This window comes from Cytobacillus stercorigallinarum (genome assembly GCF_014836495.1).
GTDB classification, from domain to species: domain Bacteria; phylum Bacillota; class Bacilli; order Bacillales; family Cytobacillaceae; genus Cytobacillus; species Cytobacillus stercorigallinarum.
The window spans coordinates 197,865-215,597 of the sequence record NZ_JACSQT010000006.1; the positions used below are offsets into that span (position 1 = coordinate 197,865).

15 protein-coding genes and 1 other annotated feature are annotated in these 17,733 nt (G+C 35.1%); of the genes, 11 read left to right on the forward strand and 4 right to left on the reverse strand.

Annotated elements, in window-relative coordinates; all coding sequences use genetic code 11:
* Positions 1-41: 41 nt before the first annotated feature.
* On the reverse strand, positions 42-1,034 hold the full coding sequence (gene trpS / locus H9655_RS13685; RefSeq protein ID WP_095369804.1) for a tryptophan--tRNA ligase: 993 nt from the start codon (positions 1,032-1,034) through the stop codon (positions 42-44).
* A 61-nt stretch (positions 1,035-1,095) separates the two neighbouring features.
* Positions 1,096-1,298: a binding site (T-box leader), on the reverse strand.
* Positions 1,299-1,815: 517 nt separating this feature from the next.
* On the opposite strand from trpS, the gene H9655_RS13690 reads away from it, so the two are divergent.
* From H9655_RS13690 to H9655_RS13715, 6 genes are all read left to right on the forward strand, one after another.
* Positions 1,816-3,447 carry a peptide ABC transporter substrate-binding protein gene (locus H9655_RS13690; protein WP_191814898.1) on the forward strand — a complete coding sequence of 544 codons (1,632 nt, stop codon included), beginning with the start codon at positions 1,816-1,818 and terminating at the stop codon, positions 3,445-3,447.
* A gap of 165 nt (positions 3,448-3,612) precedes the next feature.
* Positions 3,613-4,545: an ABC transporter permease gene (locus H9655_RS13695; RefSeq protein ID WP_191814900.1), complete on the forward strand. Its 933-nt coding sequence runs from the start codon at positions 3,613-3,615 to the stop codon at positions 4,543-4,545.
* 6 nt (positions 4,546-4,551) lie between these two features.
* Positions 4,552-5,466, forward strand: coding sequence for an ABC transporter permease (locus H9655_RS13700; protein ID WP_191814902.1), 915 nt, complete (start codon positions 4,552-4,554; stop codon positions 5,464-5,466).
* 11 nt (positions 5,467-5,477) lie between these two features.
* Positions 5,478-6,545: an ABC transporter ATP-binding protein gene (locus H9655_RS13705; protein WP_191814904.1), complete on the forward strand. Its 1,068-nt coding sequence runs from the start codon at positions 5,478-5,480 to the stop codon at positions 6,543-6,545.
* A 3-nt stretch (positions 6,546-6,548) separates the two neighbouring features.
* Positions 6,549-7,484 carry an ABC transporter ATP-binding protein gene (locus H9655_RS13710; RefSeq protein ID WP_191814906.1) on the forward strand — a complete coding sequence of 312 codons (936 nt, stop codon included), beginning with the start codon at positions 6,549-6,551 and terminating at the stop codon, positions 7,482-7,484.
* A 273-nt stretch (positions 7,485-7,757) separates the two neighbouring features.
* Entirely contained in the window at positions 7,758-8,972 is a 1,215-nt protein-coding gene (locus H9655_RS13715) for a putative glycoside hydrolase (RefSeq protein WP_191814908.1), read from the forward strand.
* An 84-nt stretch (positions 8,973-9,056) separates the two neighbouring features.
* On the opposite strand, the gene H9655_RS13720 is transcribed toward H9655_RS13715, so the two are convergent.
* Positions 9,057-9,242: a hypothetical protein gene (locus H9655_RS13720; RefSeq protein ID WP_191814910.1), complete on the reverse strand. Its 186-nt coding sequence runs from the start codon at positions 9,240-9,242 to the stop codon at positions 9,057-9,059.
* A 245-nt stretch (positions 9,243-9,487) separates the two neighbouring features.
* On the opposite strand from H9655_RS13720, the gene H9655_RS13725 reads away from it, so the two are divergent.
* The 5 genes from H9655_RS13725 to pepF all read left to right on the forward strand — a co-directional run bounded on the left by H9655_RS13725 (position 9,488) and on the right by pepF (position 15,566).
* Complete coding sequence (locus H9655_RS13725; RefSeq protein ID WP_191814912.1) at positions 9,488-10,063, forward strand: GNAT family N-acetyltransferase; 576 nt, start codon at positions 9,488-9,490, stop codon at positions 10,061-10,063.
* 562 nt (positions 10,064-10,625) lie between these two features.
* The gene (gene spxA / locus H9655_RS13730; protein ID WP_095369795.1) at positions 10,626-11,021 is read left to right on the forward strand and encodes a transcriptional regulator SpxA; all 396 of its coding nucleotides are present in this window, start codon (positions 10,626-10,628) and stop codon (positions 11,019-11,021) included.
* A 720-nt stretch (positions 11,022-11,741) separates the two neighbouring features.
* Positions 11,742-12,392, forward strand: coding sequence for an adaptor protein MecA (mecA, locus tag H9655_RS13735; protein WP_191814914.1), 651 nt, complete (start codon positions 11,742-11,744; stop codon positions 12,390-12,392).
* A gap of 101 nt (positions 12,393-12,493) precedes the next feature.
* Complete coding sequence (locus H9655_RS13740; RefSeq protein WP_191814916.1) at positions 12,494-13,633, forward strand: competence protein CoiA; 1,140 nt, start codon at positions 12,494-12,496, stop codon at positions 13,631-13,633.
* A 109-nt stretch (positions 13,634-13,742) separates the two neighbouring features.
* Positions 13,743-15,566 carry an oligoendopeptidase F gene (gene pepF, locus H9655_RS13745; RefSeq protein WP_191814918.1) on the forward strand — a complete coding sequence of 608 codons (1,824 nt, stop codon included), beginning with the start codon at positions 13,743-13,745 and terminating at the stop codon, positions 15,564-15,566.
* Positions 15,567-16,221: 655 nt separating this feature from the next.
* Here pepF and H9655_RS13750 read toward each other — a convergent pair.
* Together H9655_RS13750 and H9655_RS13755 are read right to left on the reverse strand one after the other, a co-directional pair.
* On the reverse strand, positions 16,222-17,094 hold the full coding sequence (locus tag H9655_RS13750) for a ClpXP adapter SpxH family protein (RefSeq protein WP_191814921.1): 873 nt from the start codon (positions 17,092-17,094) through the stop codon (positions 16,222-16,224).
* Positions 17,091-17,498: a globin domain-containing protein gene (locus H9655_RS13755; RefSeq protein WP_191814923.1), complete on the reverse strand. Its 408-nt coding sequence runs from the start codon at positions 17,496-17,498 to the stop codon at positions 17,091-17,093. The genes H9655_RS13750 and H9655_RS13755 overlap by 4 nt, the downstream gene beginning before the upstream one ends.
* Positions 17,499-17,733: the final 235 nt, after the last annotated feature.

Here is a 17,733-nt window from a genome sequence, read left to right on the forward strand (position 1 = left end):
ATCAAAAAGGGACGCTCAATTTAATTTGAACGTCCCTTTTTTTATTTCCTTTTTCTTCCTAATCCCATAGCGTTTTCCATCTTTTTAACCATTTTACCTGCAACTTTATTGGCATTTTCTGCTCCTGCATCTAATATCTCATCTAATTCTGCTGATTCCATGAGATGATGATATTTATCTTGAATAGGTTTTAAGTGGCTAATAATTACTGTAGCTAAATCCCCTTTAAAATCACCGTACCCTTTTCCTTCATATTTATTCACAATATTTTCAATTGATTCACCTGAGAATATCGAGTAAATCGTTAATAAATTTGAAACGCCAGGTTTATTCTCTTTGTCAAAAGCAACGATGCCATCAGAATCTGTTACAGCGCTTTTAATTTTCTTCTCAATTTGTTTCGGTTCATCCAAAATAGAGATAAATCCTTTTTTATTAGGGTCAGATTTACTCATTTTTTTCGTTGGATCTTGAAGTGACATGATTCGTGCGCCCACTTTTGGAATGCTTACTTCTGGAATCGTAAAGATGTCATTGTATTTTTTGTTGAATCTTTCTGCTAAGTCTCTTGTTAATTCTAAATGCTGTTTCTGATCTTCTCCAACCGGGACAATATCTGTACCATATAATAGGATATCTCCAGCCATTAGTGGTGGGTAGGTTAATAAGCCGGCTGAGACAGCTTCTTTCCCAGCAGATTTATCTTTAAACTGCGTCATTCTTTCTAACTCACCGATATAAGAAATACATTGTAACATCCATGCGGCTTGTGCATGTGCAGGTACTTCGGATTGAACGAATAGAGTTGCCTTATTAGGATCTAAGCCTACCGCAACATAAAGTGCTGCTAGGCTACGGATATTGTTTCTTAGTTGTAAGCGATCCTGTGGAACAGTGATAGCATGTTGATCGACGATACAAAAGTAGCAATCATACTCATTTTGCAGCTCAACAAACTGTCTTAATGCCCCGATATAGTTACCAATTGTTATTGTTCCACTGGGTTGAATACCAGAAAAGAGTGTTTTTTTCATCATAATCCTCCTATTTGCTATGAGAAATGAACATATAAAAAGACCACTCATCCCTAAAAAATCTAGGGACGAATGGTCCGCGGTGCCACCCTAATTATTCACATATGTGAATCTCTTAAAGGCTGGTAACGTTAGCCCAACGTGAATGACTTATATGATCCATGCTCAAAAAGTCCATTCTATTTAATAGGTTACTTATTCGCACCATCCATAAGCTCTCTTAAAACCATCTTAAATATACTACTCTTTTCTCACAGCAATTTGTATTATTTATTTGTAATCATAATATAATATATGTAGAAGTAAATCAAGTGAGCCATATAACAGTGAAAAAAATTTCCCTTTGTTATATACCAATAAAAACTTATGAAAACCCTTACATAACAATAATAATACATGATTCGACATTTTTTTGAAAAAATATAGATAATTTAGATTATTTAAAACGGGCTTGAAATAAACTTTTAAAGAAACTATAATAAAACCTACCAAACGACATCTTTACAAACTTGTTACATTTTGTTCGTGTACAGGTAGATGGTATGATGCAAGGGTGAGTTTATCGTAGTCTGATAGATACAAATTTTAATATTCAAGCAGAATTATCTGAATAGAGGGAATTTGCAACTATCGTAAATGAACTTACTTTTTTTACTTAGATGCATAAAGAAGTCAAATGTTTTTATACTAAAAATTGTTTGATTTTTTCATTAATCTACTCTATGTGAACAACTGTTATTTCTGTAGAGAATCGTTTGAATTAAAAATAGGGGGTTTCACCGTGAAAAAAAGATGGTCAATCTTTTTAAGTATGCTACTTTTAGCTAGCATGGTTCTAGCAGCTTGTGGAGGCGGCGATGACAATGCAGATGGTGGCGATGGAGGTAGTGATGTACCTCAAGAATTAAAAGTAAATATTAAAACTGAACCACCTTCATTAAATCCAGGTTTGGCTGAAGATTCTACTTCTGGTACTGTTCTTCGTAACGTATTAGAAGGATTAACTCGAATTGGTCAAGACGATAAACCAGCGGCCGCTATGGCGGAAGATTGGGAAATTTCTGAAGATCAAAAAACATACACATTTAACATTCGTGAAGATGCACAATGGTCAAATGGTGATCCAGTAACAGCAGAAGATTTCGAATATGCTTGGAAATGGGCTCTAGATCCAGCTAATCAATCGACATATGCTTATCAACTTTATTATATTGAAGGAGCAGAAGCAGCACATAGCGATGAAGCTAGTTTAGATGATGTGGGTATTAAAGCGGTTGATGAAAAAACACTAGAAGTAACGCTTGCGAACCCGACACCATATTTTCTTGAATTAACTGCATTCTATACTTATTTACCAGTAAACAGTAAAATAGCTAAAGAAAATCCTGATTGGGCTACTGATGCTGGTGATGATTATACGACAAACGGACCTTTCCACTTAGCTGAATGGTCTCATAGTGACCAAATCACGCTTGAAAAGAGCGACACTTACTGGGATAAAGACACTGTAAAATTAGATAAAATTGAAATGTACATGATTAATGATGCAAATACTGAATTATCTATGTTTGATAATGGTGAATTGGATTGGGCAGGTTCTCCAACAGGAGCTATTCCAACAGATGCTATGCAAGCGCTAAAAGATGAAGGTAGATTAGAAACACAAGCAATCGCTGGGGTTTATAACTACAAATTCAATACGACTGTTGAACCACTTAACAACGAAAATATTAGAAAAGCTTTATCTCACGCTCTTAATCGTGAATCAATCATCAATAATATTACACAAGGTGAACAACTTCCAGCTATGGGTATTGTTCCACCTACAATGTTCCCAGAAAATGAAGAAGGCTACTTCCCTGATAATGATGTGGAAACTGCAAAAGAATTTTTAGATAAAGGCCTTGAAGAATTAGGACTTAGTGATGCGTCTGAATTGCCTGAAATTAAACTTTCTTATAATACAGATGAAGCTCATCAAAAAATCGCTCAAGCAGTCCAAGATATGTGGAGCGAAAACCTTGGTATTAACGTAACTCTAGACAATGCGGAATGGAATGTATTCCTTGACAGTGTAAACAGTGGAGACTTCCAAATTGCTCGTATGGGTTGGTTAGGAGACTTCAATGACGCCATGAACTTCTTGGAAATGTACAAAGATGCTGACGGCGGTAATAACAATACAGGATGGGAAGATCCTGAATTCCAAAAATTACTTGAACAATCACAAACAGAAACAGATGCTGACAAACGTCAACAAATGTTAAAAGATGCAGAAGCTATCTTCATGGATGCAATGCCAGTTGCTCCAATCTATTTCTACACAAATAACTGGGTTAAAGTTGATAACCTAAATGATGTATTTGTATCTGGTTTAGGTGACGTACAATATAAGTGGGCTCACTTCGAATAATTTGAACGAATGAATAAAAGGTATATAGGATGAAATTTCCTATATACCTTCGTTCTTGTAAGAGAGATGATTCGACTTTTGGAAATGATACTATATATTTCCAAAATGGAATCGCGAGAGAATATAATAGAGAAAACCAACAAAGTAATATGGAGGTGTTGGACAATGACGAAATATATCGGAAAGCGTCTGCTATATATGCTCATTTCATTATGGCTAATTATTACAGCGACCTTTTTCCTTATGCGCATTGCACCCGGAAACCCGTTTGCTTCAGAGAAGAAGTTACCACCTGAAATTGAAGCAAATTTACAAGCACACTATGGCTTAGACAAGCCTTGGTATCAACAATATTATGATTACCTAGTAAATGTTGTCACTTGGGATTTTGGCCCATCTTTTAAATATAAGAGCCAAACGGTTAATGACCTTATTTCAGAAGGATTTCCGGTCTCTTTTGTATTAGGTTTAGAAGCCATTCTTATTGCTGTTGCTTTTGGTGTGTTATTTGGTGTAATAGCTGCCTTAAGACAAAATAAGTGGCAAGATTATTCAACGATGGCAGTAGCGGTTTTAGGAATATCAGTCCCATCGTTTATTATGGCAACTTTCCTACAATATTTCTTGGCCATTAAACTACAAATATTCCCTGTTGCTCGTTGGGAATCATTTATGCACACCGTATTGCCGGCGATTGCACTTGCTGCAGGTCCGATGGCATATATTGCGCGACTAACACGATCAAGCATGATTGAAGTATTAGCAAATGATTATATTAAAACTGCTAAATCAAAAGGTTTAAGTGGTGGAGTAATTACAGTTAAGCACGCAATGAGAAATGCTCTTCTTCCGGTAGTTACTTATTTAGGCCCATTAACCGCGGGTATTTTAACAGGTAGCTTTGTTATCGAGAAAATTTTCGGTATTCCAGGGTTAGGTTTCCACTTCGTAACAAGTATTACAAATCGTGATTATACAGTAATAATGGGTGTAACCGTGTTTTATAGTATTCTTTTACTATTAGCTATTCTCCTAGTGGATATTGCGTATGGAATCATCGACCCAAGGATTAAACTAGCTGGGAAGAAAGGAGAATAATCAATCATGCAAAGTGCGAATGATAAATTCAAAGTTGTCGGCACACAATTAGATGATGCTGAAAAGATTTCGAAGCCAAGTCTTTCTTATTGGAAAGATGTCTTCATTAGATTCCGAAAAAATAAGCTTGCTATGTTTGGTATAGTCCTACTTATTATTCTCATCTTCATGGCAATCTTTGGACCATATATGACAGAATATGACTATAAGTCAAATGATTTAACAAATAAAAATCAGCCACCTTCTGCTGAGCATTGGTTCGGTACAGATGATCTTGGGCGAGATATGTTTGCCAGGACTTGGGAAGGTGCAAGAATTTCTATCTTTATTGGTGTTGCTGCTGCATTAATCGATTTATTTATCGGTGTTGCTTGGGGCGGAATTGCCGGATACAAAGGCGGTAGAACGGATGAAATAATGATGCGTGGAGCCGATGTATTATCAGGAATTCCCTATTTATTATTAGTAATCTTATTAATGGTTGTACTAGGCCAAAGTTTAAGTACGATGATTATTGCTATGACAATAACCGGATGGATTAATATGTCCCGGATTGTTCGAGGGCAAGTACTTAGCTTGAAGAATCAAGAATTTGTTCTTGCTTCTAAAACTTTAGGTGCAAATACAACAAGAATTATGGGTAAACATTTAATTCCAAACTCAATGGGTCCAATTTTAGTTACAATGACATTAACAATTCCTTCTGCGATCTTTACAGAAGCTTATCTTGGATTCCTAGGATTAGGTTTAACACCGCCTCTAGCGAGTTGGGGTACAATGGCCAATGATGGTTTACCAGCGTTAAGATATTACCCATGGCGATTATTCTTCCCTGCGATCTTTATTTGTTTAACCATTTTTGCATTCAATGTAGTCGGTGATGGTCTACGTGACGCACTCGACCCAAGAAGCCGTAAATAAGGAGTGAGAACATGGAAAAAATTCTCGAAGTAAAAGATCTAAAAGTCTCATTCCAAACTTATGGAGGGACGGTACAAGCTGTTCGTGGTGTTAGCTTTGACCTTCATAAAGGTGAGACATTAGCTATTGTTGGTGAATCAGGTTCAGGTAAAAGTGTTACTTCACAAACACTAATGAAACTAATTCCAATGCCTCCAGGCCAAATTACTGGTGGAGAAATTCTTTTCTATGGTGATGATATTGTACCTAAATCAGAAAAAGAAATGGAAAACATACGCGGTAAAGATATAAGTATGATTTTCCAGGATCCAATGACTTCATTAAACCCAACAATGAAAGTTGGTAATCAAATCATGGAAGGTTTGATTAAGCACCAAGGATTATCTAAAGCAGATGCTAAAAAACGTGCAATAAAGTTATTAGAACTAGTTGGTATTCCGATGCCTGATAAACGAGTAAATCAATATCCGCATGAATTCTCAGGTGGTATGAGACAGCGTGCAATGATAGCTATAGCCTTGGCTACAAACCCTAAATTACTGATTGCTGATGAACCTACAACCGCTCTTGATGTAACTATTCAAGCTCAAATTTTAGAGTTAATGAAAGAGTTACAAGCGAAAATGGACACATCTATTATCTTTATCACTCATGATCTAGGCGTTGTTGCCAATGTGGCAGATCGTGTAGCTGTTATGTATGCTGGTCAAATCGTTGAAATAGGCACAGTAGATGAAATCTTTTATGATCCGAAGCACCCTTATACTTGGGGACTACTTGCTTCTATGCCAAGTGTTGATAATGATACAAAAGATGAATTAGCTGCCATTCCTGGTACGCCACCAGACTTAACAAATCCGCCAATTGGTGATGCATTTGCTGCAAGGAACAAATATGCATTAGCCATTGATTACGAGGAAGAACCACCAATGTTTCAAATTTCTGAAACACATTTTGCGAAAACTTGGTTGTTACATCCTGATGCGCCTCATGTGGAACCACCTGAAGCCGTGAAGTTGCGTCAACGTCAAATGTCCTCCAATTTTGATAAACCAATCATTGTGAAGGAGGGTATTTAAGTTATGGCAGAAAAATTACTTGAAATAAAAAATCTAAAACAACATTTTAATGTTGGTAAATCAAATATGGTTAAAGCTGTTGATGGTATTACCTTTGATATTTACAAAGGTGAAACGCTTGGTCTAGTTGGTGAGTCAGGTTGTGGGAAATCCACCACTGGTAGAACAATCATCCGTCTATATAATGCAACGGATGGACAGGTCCTATTTAATGGCGAAAATGTTCACGGTAAAAAATCAAACAATCAACTAAAAGCATTTAACCGGAAAATGCAGATGATTTTCCAAGACCCTTATGCATCCTTAAATCCCCGTATGACGGTTGCGGACATTATTGCTGAAGGTATTGATATCCATGGGCTTGCAAAATCGAAAACAGAGCGTATGGAGCGCGTTTATGAGCTACTTGAAACCGTAGGCTTAAATAAAGAACATGCTAACCGTTATCCACATGAGTTCTCTGGTGGACAGAGACAGCGGATCGGTATTGCTAGAGCGCTAGCTGTAGAACCGGAATTCATTATTGCTGATGAACCAATTTCTGCTCTTGACGTTTCTATTCAGGCACAAGTTGTTAACTTAATGAAAAAACTTCAGCGTGAAAAGGGGCTAACTTATTTATTCATTGCTCATGATTTGTCAATGGTTAAGTATATTAGTGATAGAATTGGAGTAATGTATTTTGGTAAGCTAGTTGAATTAACAACAGCGGAAGAGTTGTATAGCAATCCTCTTCACCCTTATACACAATCTCTATTATCTGCTATCCCTTTACCGGATCCAGAGTCAGAAAGAACTCGTCAACGAAAAACATATGACCCAGCTGTTCATCAATATAGTGCGGATGATAAGGTTGAAATGCGTGAAGTTCGTCCTGGTCATTTTGTTTACTGTTCTGAAAAAGAATTTGCACAATACCAAAAAGAATATAAAAGTTAACTTAAAAACGATCTCTTATTGAGGTCGTTTTTAAATTGATTGAACTTGCTTGAGATCTGCTCCTTCCTAAAGAATCAAAAAATATATTAGTTATGAAAACTAAGAATATTATAAATATGTTTAGTGCTTTCACTCACTAAAATGTATGAATATAGTATACAATAGTTTGTATGAAATTACTATCGCAAAAATTAAAATATTTCTTATTATTACTAATTTCTTTTGCATTGTGTTTAACTTCTAGTAGAATAGGAGATAAGAAAAAGATAATAAATGGATGAGGAGGGAAAAATAGTGAGGGTAATTAAGGTAGCATTTTTCTTACTATTATTAAGTGTAGTTCCACAATTAGACCATGCAAATGCTGAACAGCAAAGTTACCAGCTTCATGCACAGAAAGAATATGCTGGTTTTTTAATGGAATTACCTGAACAAATGAAACGGTTTACATACGATTCAGGCTACGACTTTACCTACCCAGATGCTATTAGAGGTATTTATGTGACTGGACCATCGGCAGGAGGAGCAAATTTTGAGCGGTTAACTAATTTTGTTGATGGGACAGAATTAAATGCGATGGTTATTGATATTAAGGACGATTGGGGAAACCTTACATACCAACCGGAAGATGATAGTAAATATAAAGAGATTGTTGAGCCATATATAAAAGATACGGAAAAGATGCTGTCGACATTAGAAGAAAAAGAGATTTACCCTATTGCGAGGGTCGTTGTTTTTAAGGATTCAACACTAGCTAAGTTAAAGCCGGAATGGTCGTATAAAGAAGGAAATAAAGTATGGACAAACGGAAGAGGAGAAGCTTTTGTTAATCCGTTTATGGAAGAAGTGTGGCAATATAATGTCGATATTGCTATAGAAGCAGCTAAAATGGGATTCCAGGAAATTCAATTTGATTATGTGCGTTTTCCTGAAGGTTTCGAGCATATGGCTGATTCATTGAAGTATAGTAAAGGAAAGTATACAAACGGTAAAGATGATGTTCAGTTAAGAGTAGATGCTGTTACAGACTTCGTTAAGTTTGCGAAAGAACAATTAGAGCCGTACGGTGTCAAAGTATCTGTTGATATTTTTGGTTACACCGCTACTTTACCAGAGGCACCTGGGATTGGCCAGAACTTCTCAAAAATCTCAGAACATGTTGATATCATTTCTTCTATGATTTATCCAAGCCACTGGGGACCTTACTTTGGGATTCAAAAACCAGATTTAGAACCGTACAAGCTTATTAAGGAGTATGCAAAGGTAGAGAATGCCAAAAGAGAAGAACTAGCTTCTCCGCCTATTTCTAGACCTTGGCTACAGGATTTTACCGCATCTTATTTAGGAACTGGTAATTACAAGCCATATGGTAAGCAAGAAATAGAAGATCAAATTAAAGCCTTAAATGAAGAAGGAATTGACGAATTTTTATTATGGAATGCTGGCAACCATTATACAGAAAATGTTGATTATACTCCAATAAACTAAAAAAAAGCAGCTGATATGCCTTTATCAGCTGCTTATTATTTGACACGAAGTGTGTATGCGTTATCATAGTATATAGGATGAGGATTATTTCTTCTTTCCGCCCACGTTTTTCCATCCGGTTTGCATAAACGCAGATTGGTCTACGAATTCGGATTTTTTCTTGCCACCGAAAAATTTTATTCCCAAGCTGTTTAATAGTACACCTAAAAGGGAAGTTAAACTGAGTATGAGCAATGAAACGATAATTAAGTCTGAAAAGTAACCAATCATTGATAAACCTCCAATTTTCTTTTCGGAAAATTCAAGTTATTCTGATGAAGTTCTATTTCTTATAATAAAGCATTTATTAAAGAATGAAAAGAATGAAAATCACAAATACTTTGAGATAGAACGTTCACAAACTTAGTTTATTTATACGTGAATGATGACTTATTTATACGATTTTCTTATACAAGAAGAGAAAGCTGGAAGTTTATCACGACTGGAACTATTAAAATAATAAAGGGGTTTGATCCATGCATTGGTATGAAAAGTTGAATCAGTACTTTCCTGTAGAAGAGATGAAGTCAAAAGAACATATGGAAACACTGTTAAAGGAGAGACCTGATATTTATCATAAAGATGAGGGTCCAATGCATGTGTTAATGTATGTGGAACTTGAAACTTTTGTTTTTATCGACTATTTATTTGTGTCCAAAGATTCAAGAGGACAAGGTTTAGGGCATAAATTAATTGATCAATTAAAGGAAAAAGGCAAACCAATTATACTAGAGGTTGAACCTGTTGATTATGAAGATACTGATACCGAAAAACGCTTAAAATTTTATAAAAGAGAAGGTTTTGAGCACGCTCAATCGATAGGTTACCGTCGTCGATCGCTTGCAACAAATGAAGTAAATGCAATGGAGATTTTATATTGGGCACCAAATAACGAAACGGAAGAAATGATTTTTGATGCAATGATAAAAACATATGAATTGATTCATACGTACAAGGATATCCAGTTCTATGGAGCATCGTATCAACCAGTAGATGAAGTCCTTACTTTTTCTGAGGATGACAATAATAATGATGTTTTAAAAGATATTTAATCTAAAGAAAATCTCGAACAATCTCATGTTGTTCGGGATTTCTTTTTATGTAAGGTGCGGCTCAATATCTTTTCCTTCATTTAATGCTTTTTCATTTAATGTCGATGATTGAGAATATAAATGTTTATTCTTTAAAAATAAAGGGTATTTATTTATTAGAGTTGTATAAGTAATATAGTAACAGTTTTCATTATTCTATAATTGAACAGTTTGTGAACAAATAAAAAAATCAAAATTACATGAAACCTTTTTTGAATCAAAACGTCTTATATTATAGATTCACTAAGGCAGAAGTTAATTGTTTAATTGGCAATAGGTGTATGAAAGAATGTAAAAATGTATATCATCTGTTCTACAGATGGTGTATAATAAAATAGAACAGCTTATTTAAATTAATTATAAATTACAACAATAGTTATAGCCTAGTGGATTATTCTCAATGAGAAAGTAAGCCTGTTCATTGAAAACGGGAAACAAGTGTAGCAATAGCAAGAATAGCATAATTAAACAATTACGACGAATAAAATATACTTTAAATTTCTAAGGAGTGTGAAATTGTAAAATGGTCACATTATACACTTCACCAAGTTGTACATCATGTAGAAAAGCAAAAGCATGGTTAGAGGCAAACGATATTGCATACAAAGAAAGAAATATTTTTTCAGAACCTTTAGCAATTGATGAAATTAAAGAAATCCTTCGTATGACAGAAGATGGAACAGATGAAATTATTTCAACACGTTCTAAAACTTTCCAAAAGTTGGATGTTAATCTTGAGACAATGCCTTTACAGGATTTATTTGAATTAATTAGAGATAATCCTGGTTTACTAAGAAGACCGATTATCTTAGATGAAAAAAGATTACAAGTCGGTTATAATGAAGATGAAATTCGACGTTTCCTTCCTAGAAAGGTTCGTACGTATCATCTACGTGAGGCTCAAAAGTTGGTTAACTAAAACCAATCTTGCTTTTCTTAATTTCTCATTTAACTTGAGTGTGCTTAAAAGATAACGAGCAAATCCTTTTATATGGATTTGCTCGTTTTTTTGTTCTATAAAACAATTTTGGGGTAATATCAGCAAAAGTCGTCTTATCCATCTTTACTGAGAAAAGCAAAGCATAGGTTAGGAGATTTACGCGCCCATCCAAAGTTTAAAGCATCAAAGATAGCCGACAAAAATTCTTTAGGCATTTCTGATACATAATGGGAAGAACGACATTTCTCTCCCCTGACTTTATTAATTGCTTAATAGAGTCGACCGATTTATTTTACAGTTATTCATACCCGATTTTTTCAAAAGGAAAGTACTGCGTTTTAATCACAAATCAGTTGTGAAAAAAAGCTTTTTCATCACCCTAAGCTTGTTTCTTGTAGGGGACAGGTTTTTTTGATAAAATACAAACACAATAAAGATATATTGTATTAGCGAATATAGGCATTCATTCGTTTTTTGCCAATTGCATTTTTGGGCATTCCCTTTACAACATATTTATCATAAAATATAACAAAAGGTAAAACATAATAGGTATATCTGTTTTTACACGTTATTTTCTCATTATTCTTGCTAGAATGACCATAAAAGAATAATTTTCTTGAAATAGGGTAAATGGTAGTAAAGCAGTACAAATTAGGGGTTATAATCCCTTCACAAAAAGCAAGAAGGGAGAGTTGCTAAGTGGAAATCGAGAGAATTAACGAAAACACGGTGAAGTTTTATATCTCGTATATTGATATTGAGGAAAGAGGCTTTGATCGTGATGAAATATGGTACAACCGAGAAAGAAGTGAAGAACTTTTTTGGGATATGATGGATGAGGTTCATACAGAAGAAGATTTTGTGATGGAAGGTCCATTATGGATTCAAGTTCAAGCACTTGATAAAGGATTAGAAATCTTAGTAACGAAGGCGCAATTATCTAAAGACGGACAAAAGTTAGAACTTCCTGTTTCTGATGAAAAAATGAAGGATTTTGCTGTAGATGAAAGAGTAGAAGCTATGCTTGATCAATTGCAGGAAAATGAAGAAGAGGAAGTGGAAGAAAAATTAGATTTCGTTATTGCTTTTCGAGACTTTGAGGATATCATTTCATTATCCAAGCGAGTGGAACTAGGAAATGTTCATACGCAACTGCGTTCATACAAGAATAACTATTATTTAATCGTCGAATTTCCTGAGGAACAATTCGAAGAGGATGAAATTGATAATATTCTAAGTATACTACTTGAATATGGTCATGAAACAGATACGACCATTCACGTCATTTCTGAATATGGAAAGGTAATTATCGCTGAAAATGCTTTAATTGAACTTAAAAAATATTTTTAATAAAAATCCGATTTCTTTAAGAAGTCGGTCTTTTCTTTTTATGCAGGAAAAAAGAACGAGAGGTGAGAAGTTAGTAATGTATAGAAAGGATGTGAGCCGACATGTTAAAGGCAATAACGAATGAGGGTGAGCTTATTTCTGCTCAAGATGTTCATAAATATAAGGAAAAGTCTTTTTATTGTCCAGAATGTAAGGAAGTTGTCATTTTGAAGAATGGCATCTTCAAAAAGTCTCACTTTGCTCATAAACCGCAAAGTCAATGCTTTGAATCATACGAAAAAGAGTCAGAAGTCCACTTAAAAGGGAAATTATTGTTATACGCTTTATTAAAAAAGCACTATAGAAATGTTGAGATTGAGAAATACTTCGCTAACATCGATCAAAGAGCGGATATCAGCTTTGAACATAACGGAGGCGTTTATGCTATTGAATTTCAATGTTCAACCATTCCTACAAAAATAGTTCATAAGCGCACAAATGGCTATATCAAGGCTGGAATAAAACCATTGTGGATATTATCCCACAAACAACTCCATACTATAGGAAATCATTTATTTTCTTTAACCGCTTTTCATTATGCTTTTCTTCAAAAAACTTCCGCAAATAAATTAATCATCCCTTTTTTAAACGTTGATACTGAAAGTTTGTACATACTTTATCATCTCCTCCCAATTACTACGAGAAAGACTTTTGCCCTTCTAGCCCTGAAACCACTTCGTTCGAATACTTTGTACGAATTATTGAATCCGCCGAATAATAAAATGAACTTTTCTTTCTGGTTGCAAGAAAGGGAAAATATAAAAAGATATGGAAACCTTAAATATAGCTCGTTTTCTAACCGATTTAAAGAAGAAATCTACCGTTGCGGCTTTCATATCGAAAACCTTCCAGACTTTTGTGGTCTTCCGGTAAAGGGAGGTGCTAAACTAAGTACTTCACCAATTCAGTGGCAAACCTTTATTTTTATAGATATATTACGCCATGAAGAAGTATTTTCTCTAGAAAACGTCTATGATTCGGTGCAATATCGCTTGGAACGGAAAGATATTCGTATTAGAGTAGAGGTACCTATAGCCCTCAAAAAAGTAATTGATAATTATTTACATCTTTTAAACACTATAAATGTAATAGAGGAGATCGATGGTACTAAATATCAAATAAGGACTTCTAATAGGAAGAATAGAAAAATAAGTAAAGAAGAAGGGGAAATGATTATGAAAATGGCATTAAAAGAATATTGAAGTATTTTAAATGAATGGGTGAAACATAATACTGAACAATTACTTTCATTTGATGTAAGATAGTAACATATAGTAATTTTTAACATAATGAATGTAGGAGGAAAACAATATGGCTAACGATTCTACAGTTAAGAAACTACCAACAAGAAATGAGGTGCCAGTGGAAGAAACTTGGCGTCTTGAAGATATTTTTGCAAGTGACGATGATTGGACTAAAGAATTTAATGAAGTAAAAGAGTTATCTACAGAAGCAGGCAAGTATAAAGGGACATTACATGAAAGTGCCGAGGCTCTTTATGATGTTTTACAATATCAAGATCATTTACTCTCTCGAATTGTGAAGCTCTTTACATATGCAAGAATGAGATATGATCAAGATACAACAAATGCAACTTATCAAAGTTTAGATGATAAAATCAAAGGGTTGTATTCAGTAGTTGCAAGTGAACTTGCTTTCATAGTGCCAGAAATTCTTGCCATTGATGAAGGGCAGTTAGCTCAATATATGGCTGAAAAAGATGAATTAAAACTATATGAACATGCGCTTGAAGAAATCAATCTTCAACGTCCTCATGTACTTACAGCAGAAAAAGAAGCCTTACTTGCACAAGCCTCAGAAGTAATGGATGCATCGAGTAATACTTTTGGTATGTTAAATAATGCTGATTTAACTTTCCCAGCGATTAAAAATGAAGATGGAGAAGAAGTAGAAGTCACACACGGTAGATTCATCAACTTCCTAGAGAGTGATGATCAACGTGTACGTCGAGATGCTTTTCATGCAATGTATACAACTTATGGCCAATTTCGGAATACATTCGCTAGTACGTTAAGTGGAAATGTGAAAAGAAATAACTTCAATGCAAAGGTACGGAACTATCAATCAGCTCGACATGCCGCCTTATCCGCCAACAATATTCCAGAATCAGTTTATGATCAATTGGTAAGTACGATTAATGATCATCTTTACTTACTTCATCGCTATGTGAAACTACGGAAAAAAGTTTTACAATTAGATGAATTGCACATGTACGATCTATACACACCTTTAGTCAAAGATGTAAAAATGGCGACTACTTATGATGAAGCGAAAAAACTAATGATTGAAGGGTTAGCGCCTTTAGGTGAGGAATATCGCAGTATTTTGGAAGAGGGATTACAGAATCGCTGGGTAGATGTTTCGGAGAATAAAGGAAAGAGAAGTGGTGCCTATTCTTCCGGTGCTTATGGTACAAATCCTTATATCCTTCTTAATTGGCAAGATAATATCAATAACCTTTTCACTTTAACACATGAATTTGGTCATTCAGTTCATAGTTATTACACACGGAAGTCACAACCATATGCTTATGGTGATTATTCCATTTTTGTGGCTGAAGTAGCCTCAACTTGTAATGAAGCGTTATTAAATGATCATTTATTAAAAACCATTGATGATGATAAAAAACGTTTATTTCTACTAAATCATTTCTTAGAAGGGTTTAGAGGAACGGTATTCCGTCAAACGATGTTTGCGGAATTTGAGCATGAGATTCACCAAATGGCTCAAAATAACGAGGCTTTAACAGCAGATGCCCTTACTGAGAAGTATTATGAACTGAACAAGAAATACTTTGGCGGTGAGGATATCATTATTGATAAAGAAATCGGTTTAGAGTGGTCAAGAATTCCTCACTTCTATTACGATTATTACGTGTACCAATATGCTACTGGTTACAGTGCTGCAACAGCATTAAGTGAGCAAATTTTAAAAGAAGGAAAACCAGCAGTTGATCGCTTTATTGGTTTCCTAAAAGCAGGTAGTTCCGATTACCCGATAGAAGTGCTCAAAAAAGCGGGTGTGGATATGACAAGTTCAGAACCGATTAAGGCAGCATGCAAAGTATTTGAGGAAAAGTTAAATGAGATGGAACAATTGTTAGAAACGATTTAAATTAATTATCAAGCAGCCTAAATCAAAAGATTTAGGCTGCTTACTCATTCAGAAAACAAACAAATAGTACTGCAAGAAAGACAAGATATTTTTCTAATGATAAAGGAAGTTCACTATAGTGATAGAGAATTTGACAATAATGTGAAATGGTACACAAACTATTGCGAGCTTAAAAAAGCCATGGTATATTTATATTGTGAAGTTAATCACAAACAAACAATTTACCCCTTTGTTTGATCGTGAAAAATTTCTCCCATCCCCTTTGTTAAATATATTTACATGAAAAACCCTACGCCTCATGAGAGAGTGTAGGGTTTTTTACTGTCTGGATTGAAAGTTGGATTGATTCTTGAATGAAGGACGTATTCATTAAACGATTAGGATCCTGCTCTCCCAAACTTTTTATCCTATCAGATTAGATAGTATGGAGATGCACTTACTCATTAAAAGCAGAGTGCTTTGCCTTTTACAAACCTCTTTAAAATCAGGCAGCTTACCATAGTCAGAAGTTACGTTGCACATCCTTGAGAAGGTCAATTGCTCAAAGGTAAGGAAGACGCTTCATGCCGCAATTGTGACTGTAAGATAGCAGGGATAGATGGATAGATGAGGGTTTTTTATCAGGGCATAAAAAAAGACTGATGATAAACATCAATCAGTCGAGTGACTTCCAAAAAGCTCCGTGCTTTGCGGGTACTTGCTCAACAACTTGCTTCAGTTGGAGCTTTTTCATTTCTTTATTTACTTCTTGCTCAGTCATATTATAGACGACTGCTATTTCTGAAGTAGCGACAAGTTTATAATGTTTAATAAACAGCTCTATGTCCGGTAATGGAGAAGGTTCGAGTTTATATGGAACCATTTCCTTTAATATTTGTTCATACACATCAAAGCTGTACTGCCCTGTAATTTTTATGCCTTCATCTTCAATGTTTTCATTGAAGAACACCATCGTTGGAATTTCTTCTACATCCATCTCAGCTGTAATCTTTACATCACATTGAAATGCTTTTGCAGCACTTTCGGAATGTATATCTGTCACAAATTCAACAACGTCTAAGCCAATTTGGTTGGCGCATTCTTTTAATACTTCAAAATCTGATACATTTTTCTTTTCGAGAAACAACTTTTCTTGTAGTTTTCTCAAAAAACGAATGCCGGCTTTTCTGCCCTGTAGTTCGGCTGCCTTAATAGCAATGGAGGCTAACTGAGGGGATAGTACCGGATTTTCGTACCAAACAGATCCGTCACATGACATCCCTGATCGACTAGCGGTTTTCTCCCACTGTTCAACTAATTGGTCGTAGTTTTGCCTCTTGCCTCTATTTAAAGCATTTAGCTTCCCACTTATTACATGCTTGAGAGAAAAATACCGGCCATATTCTACGGACAGTTTTTTAATAATCGGTTCTAAACTCCAACATTCTGGGCATAGCGGGTCAATAAACATATAGATTTCTAACGGTTTATTTTCACTGCCATGACAATGTGGTGAGACAGATTTACTTTCAAATTCTTCATGATTCATTTGTCATCACCCTCTAATTCATCTTTTTCAGGTGTATTTACCATATGTTGTGCCGTGAGAGTTAGTCTCTCAAGAAATCCTTCTTTCAAGCGTATATCCAATTCGACTTCATTCATTGCATCCTCCATACAAGAAAGCCATGCCTTTGCACGCGTCATTGTGATGGCAAAAGGTAGGTGACGTGCTCTCAGCATCGGGTGGCCGTGTTCTGAGGTATATAATGGCGGACCGCCTAAAAATTGTGTCAGAAACTGCTTTTGTTTTCTAATTGTTTCAGTTAAATCGTCAGGAAAGATTGGGACGAGCTCAGGATGTTGTCCAACCCGTTTATAAAATGCTTCAACTAGTTGGTGAAGTTTTTCCTCACCTAACGCGTCGAACGGAGTATTGATATTCTCGACCATTGTAATAGAACCCCTTTAAACAAAAGTATGTTAATAAAAGCGATGATCATGTCATCAGCTAGACATAATTCCTTCATGTTTTGATATTATTTTATCAATGTAACGGTTATATCTCAAACAAATAGCTTTGTGCCACTAATTAATATTAAGAATACAGGTGTTTTCAGTTCTATTATATGGGGCATATCTCTTGAAAAACAAGTACGGAGGATTATCTTTGAGGTGGGATTTCTTA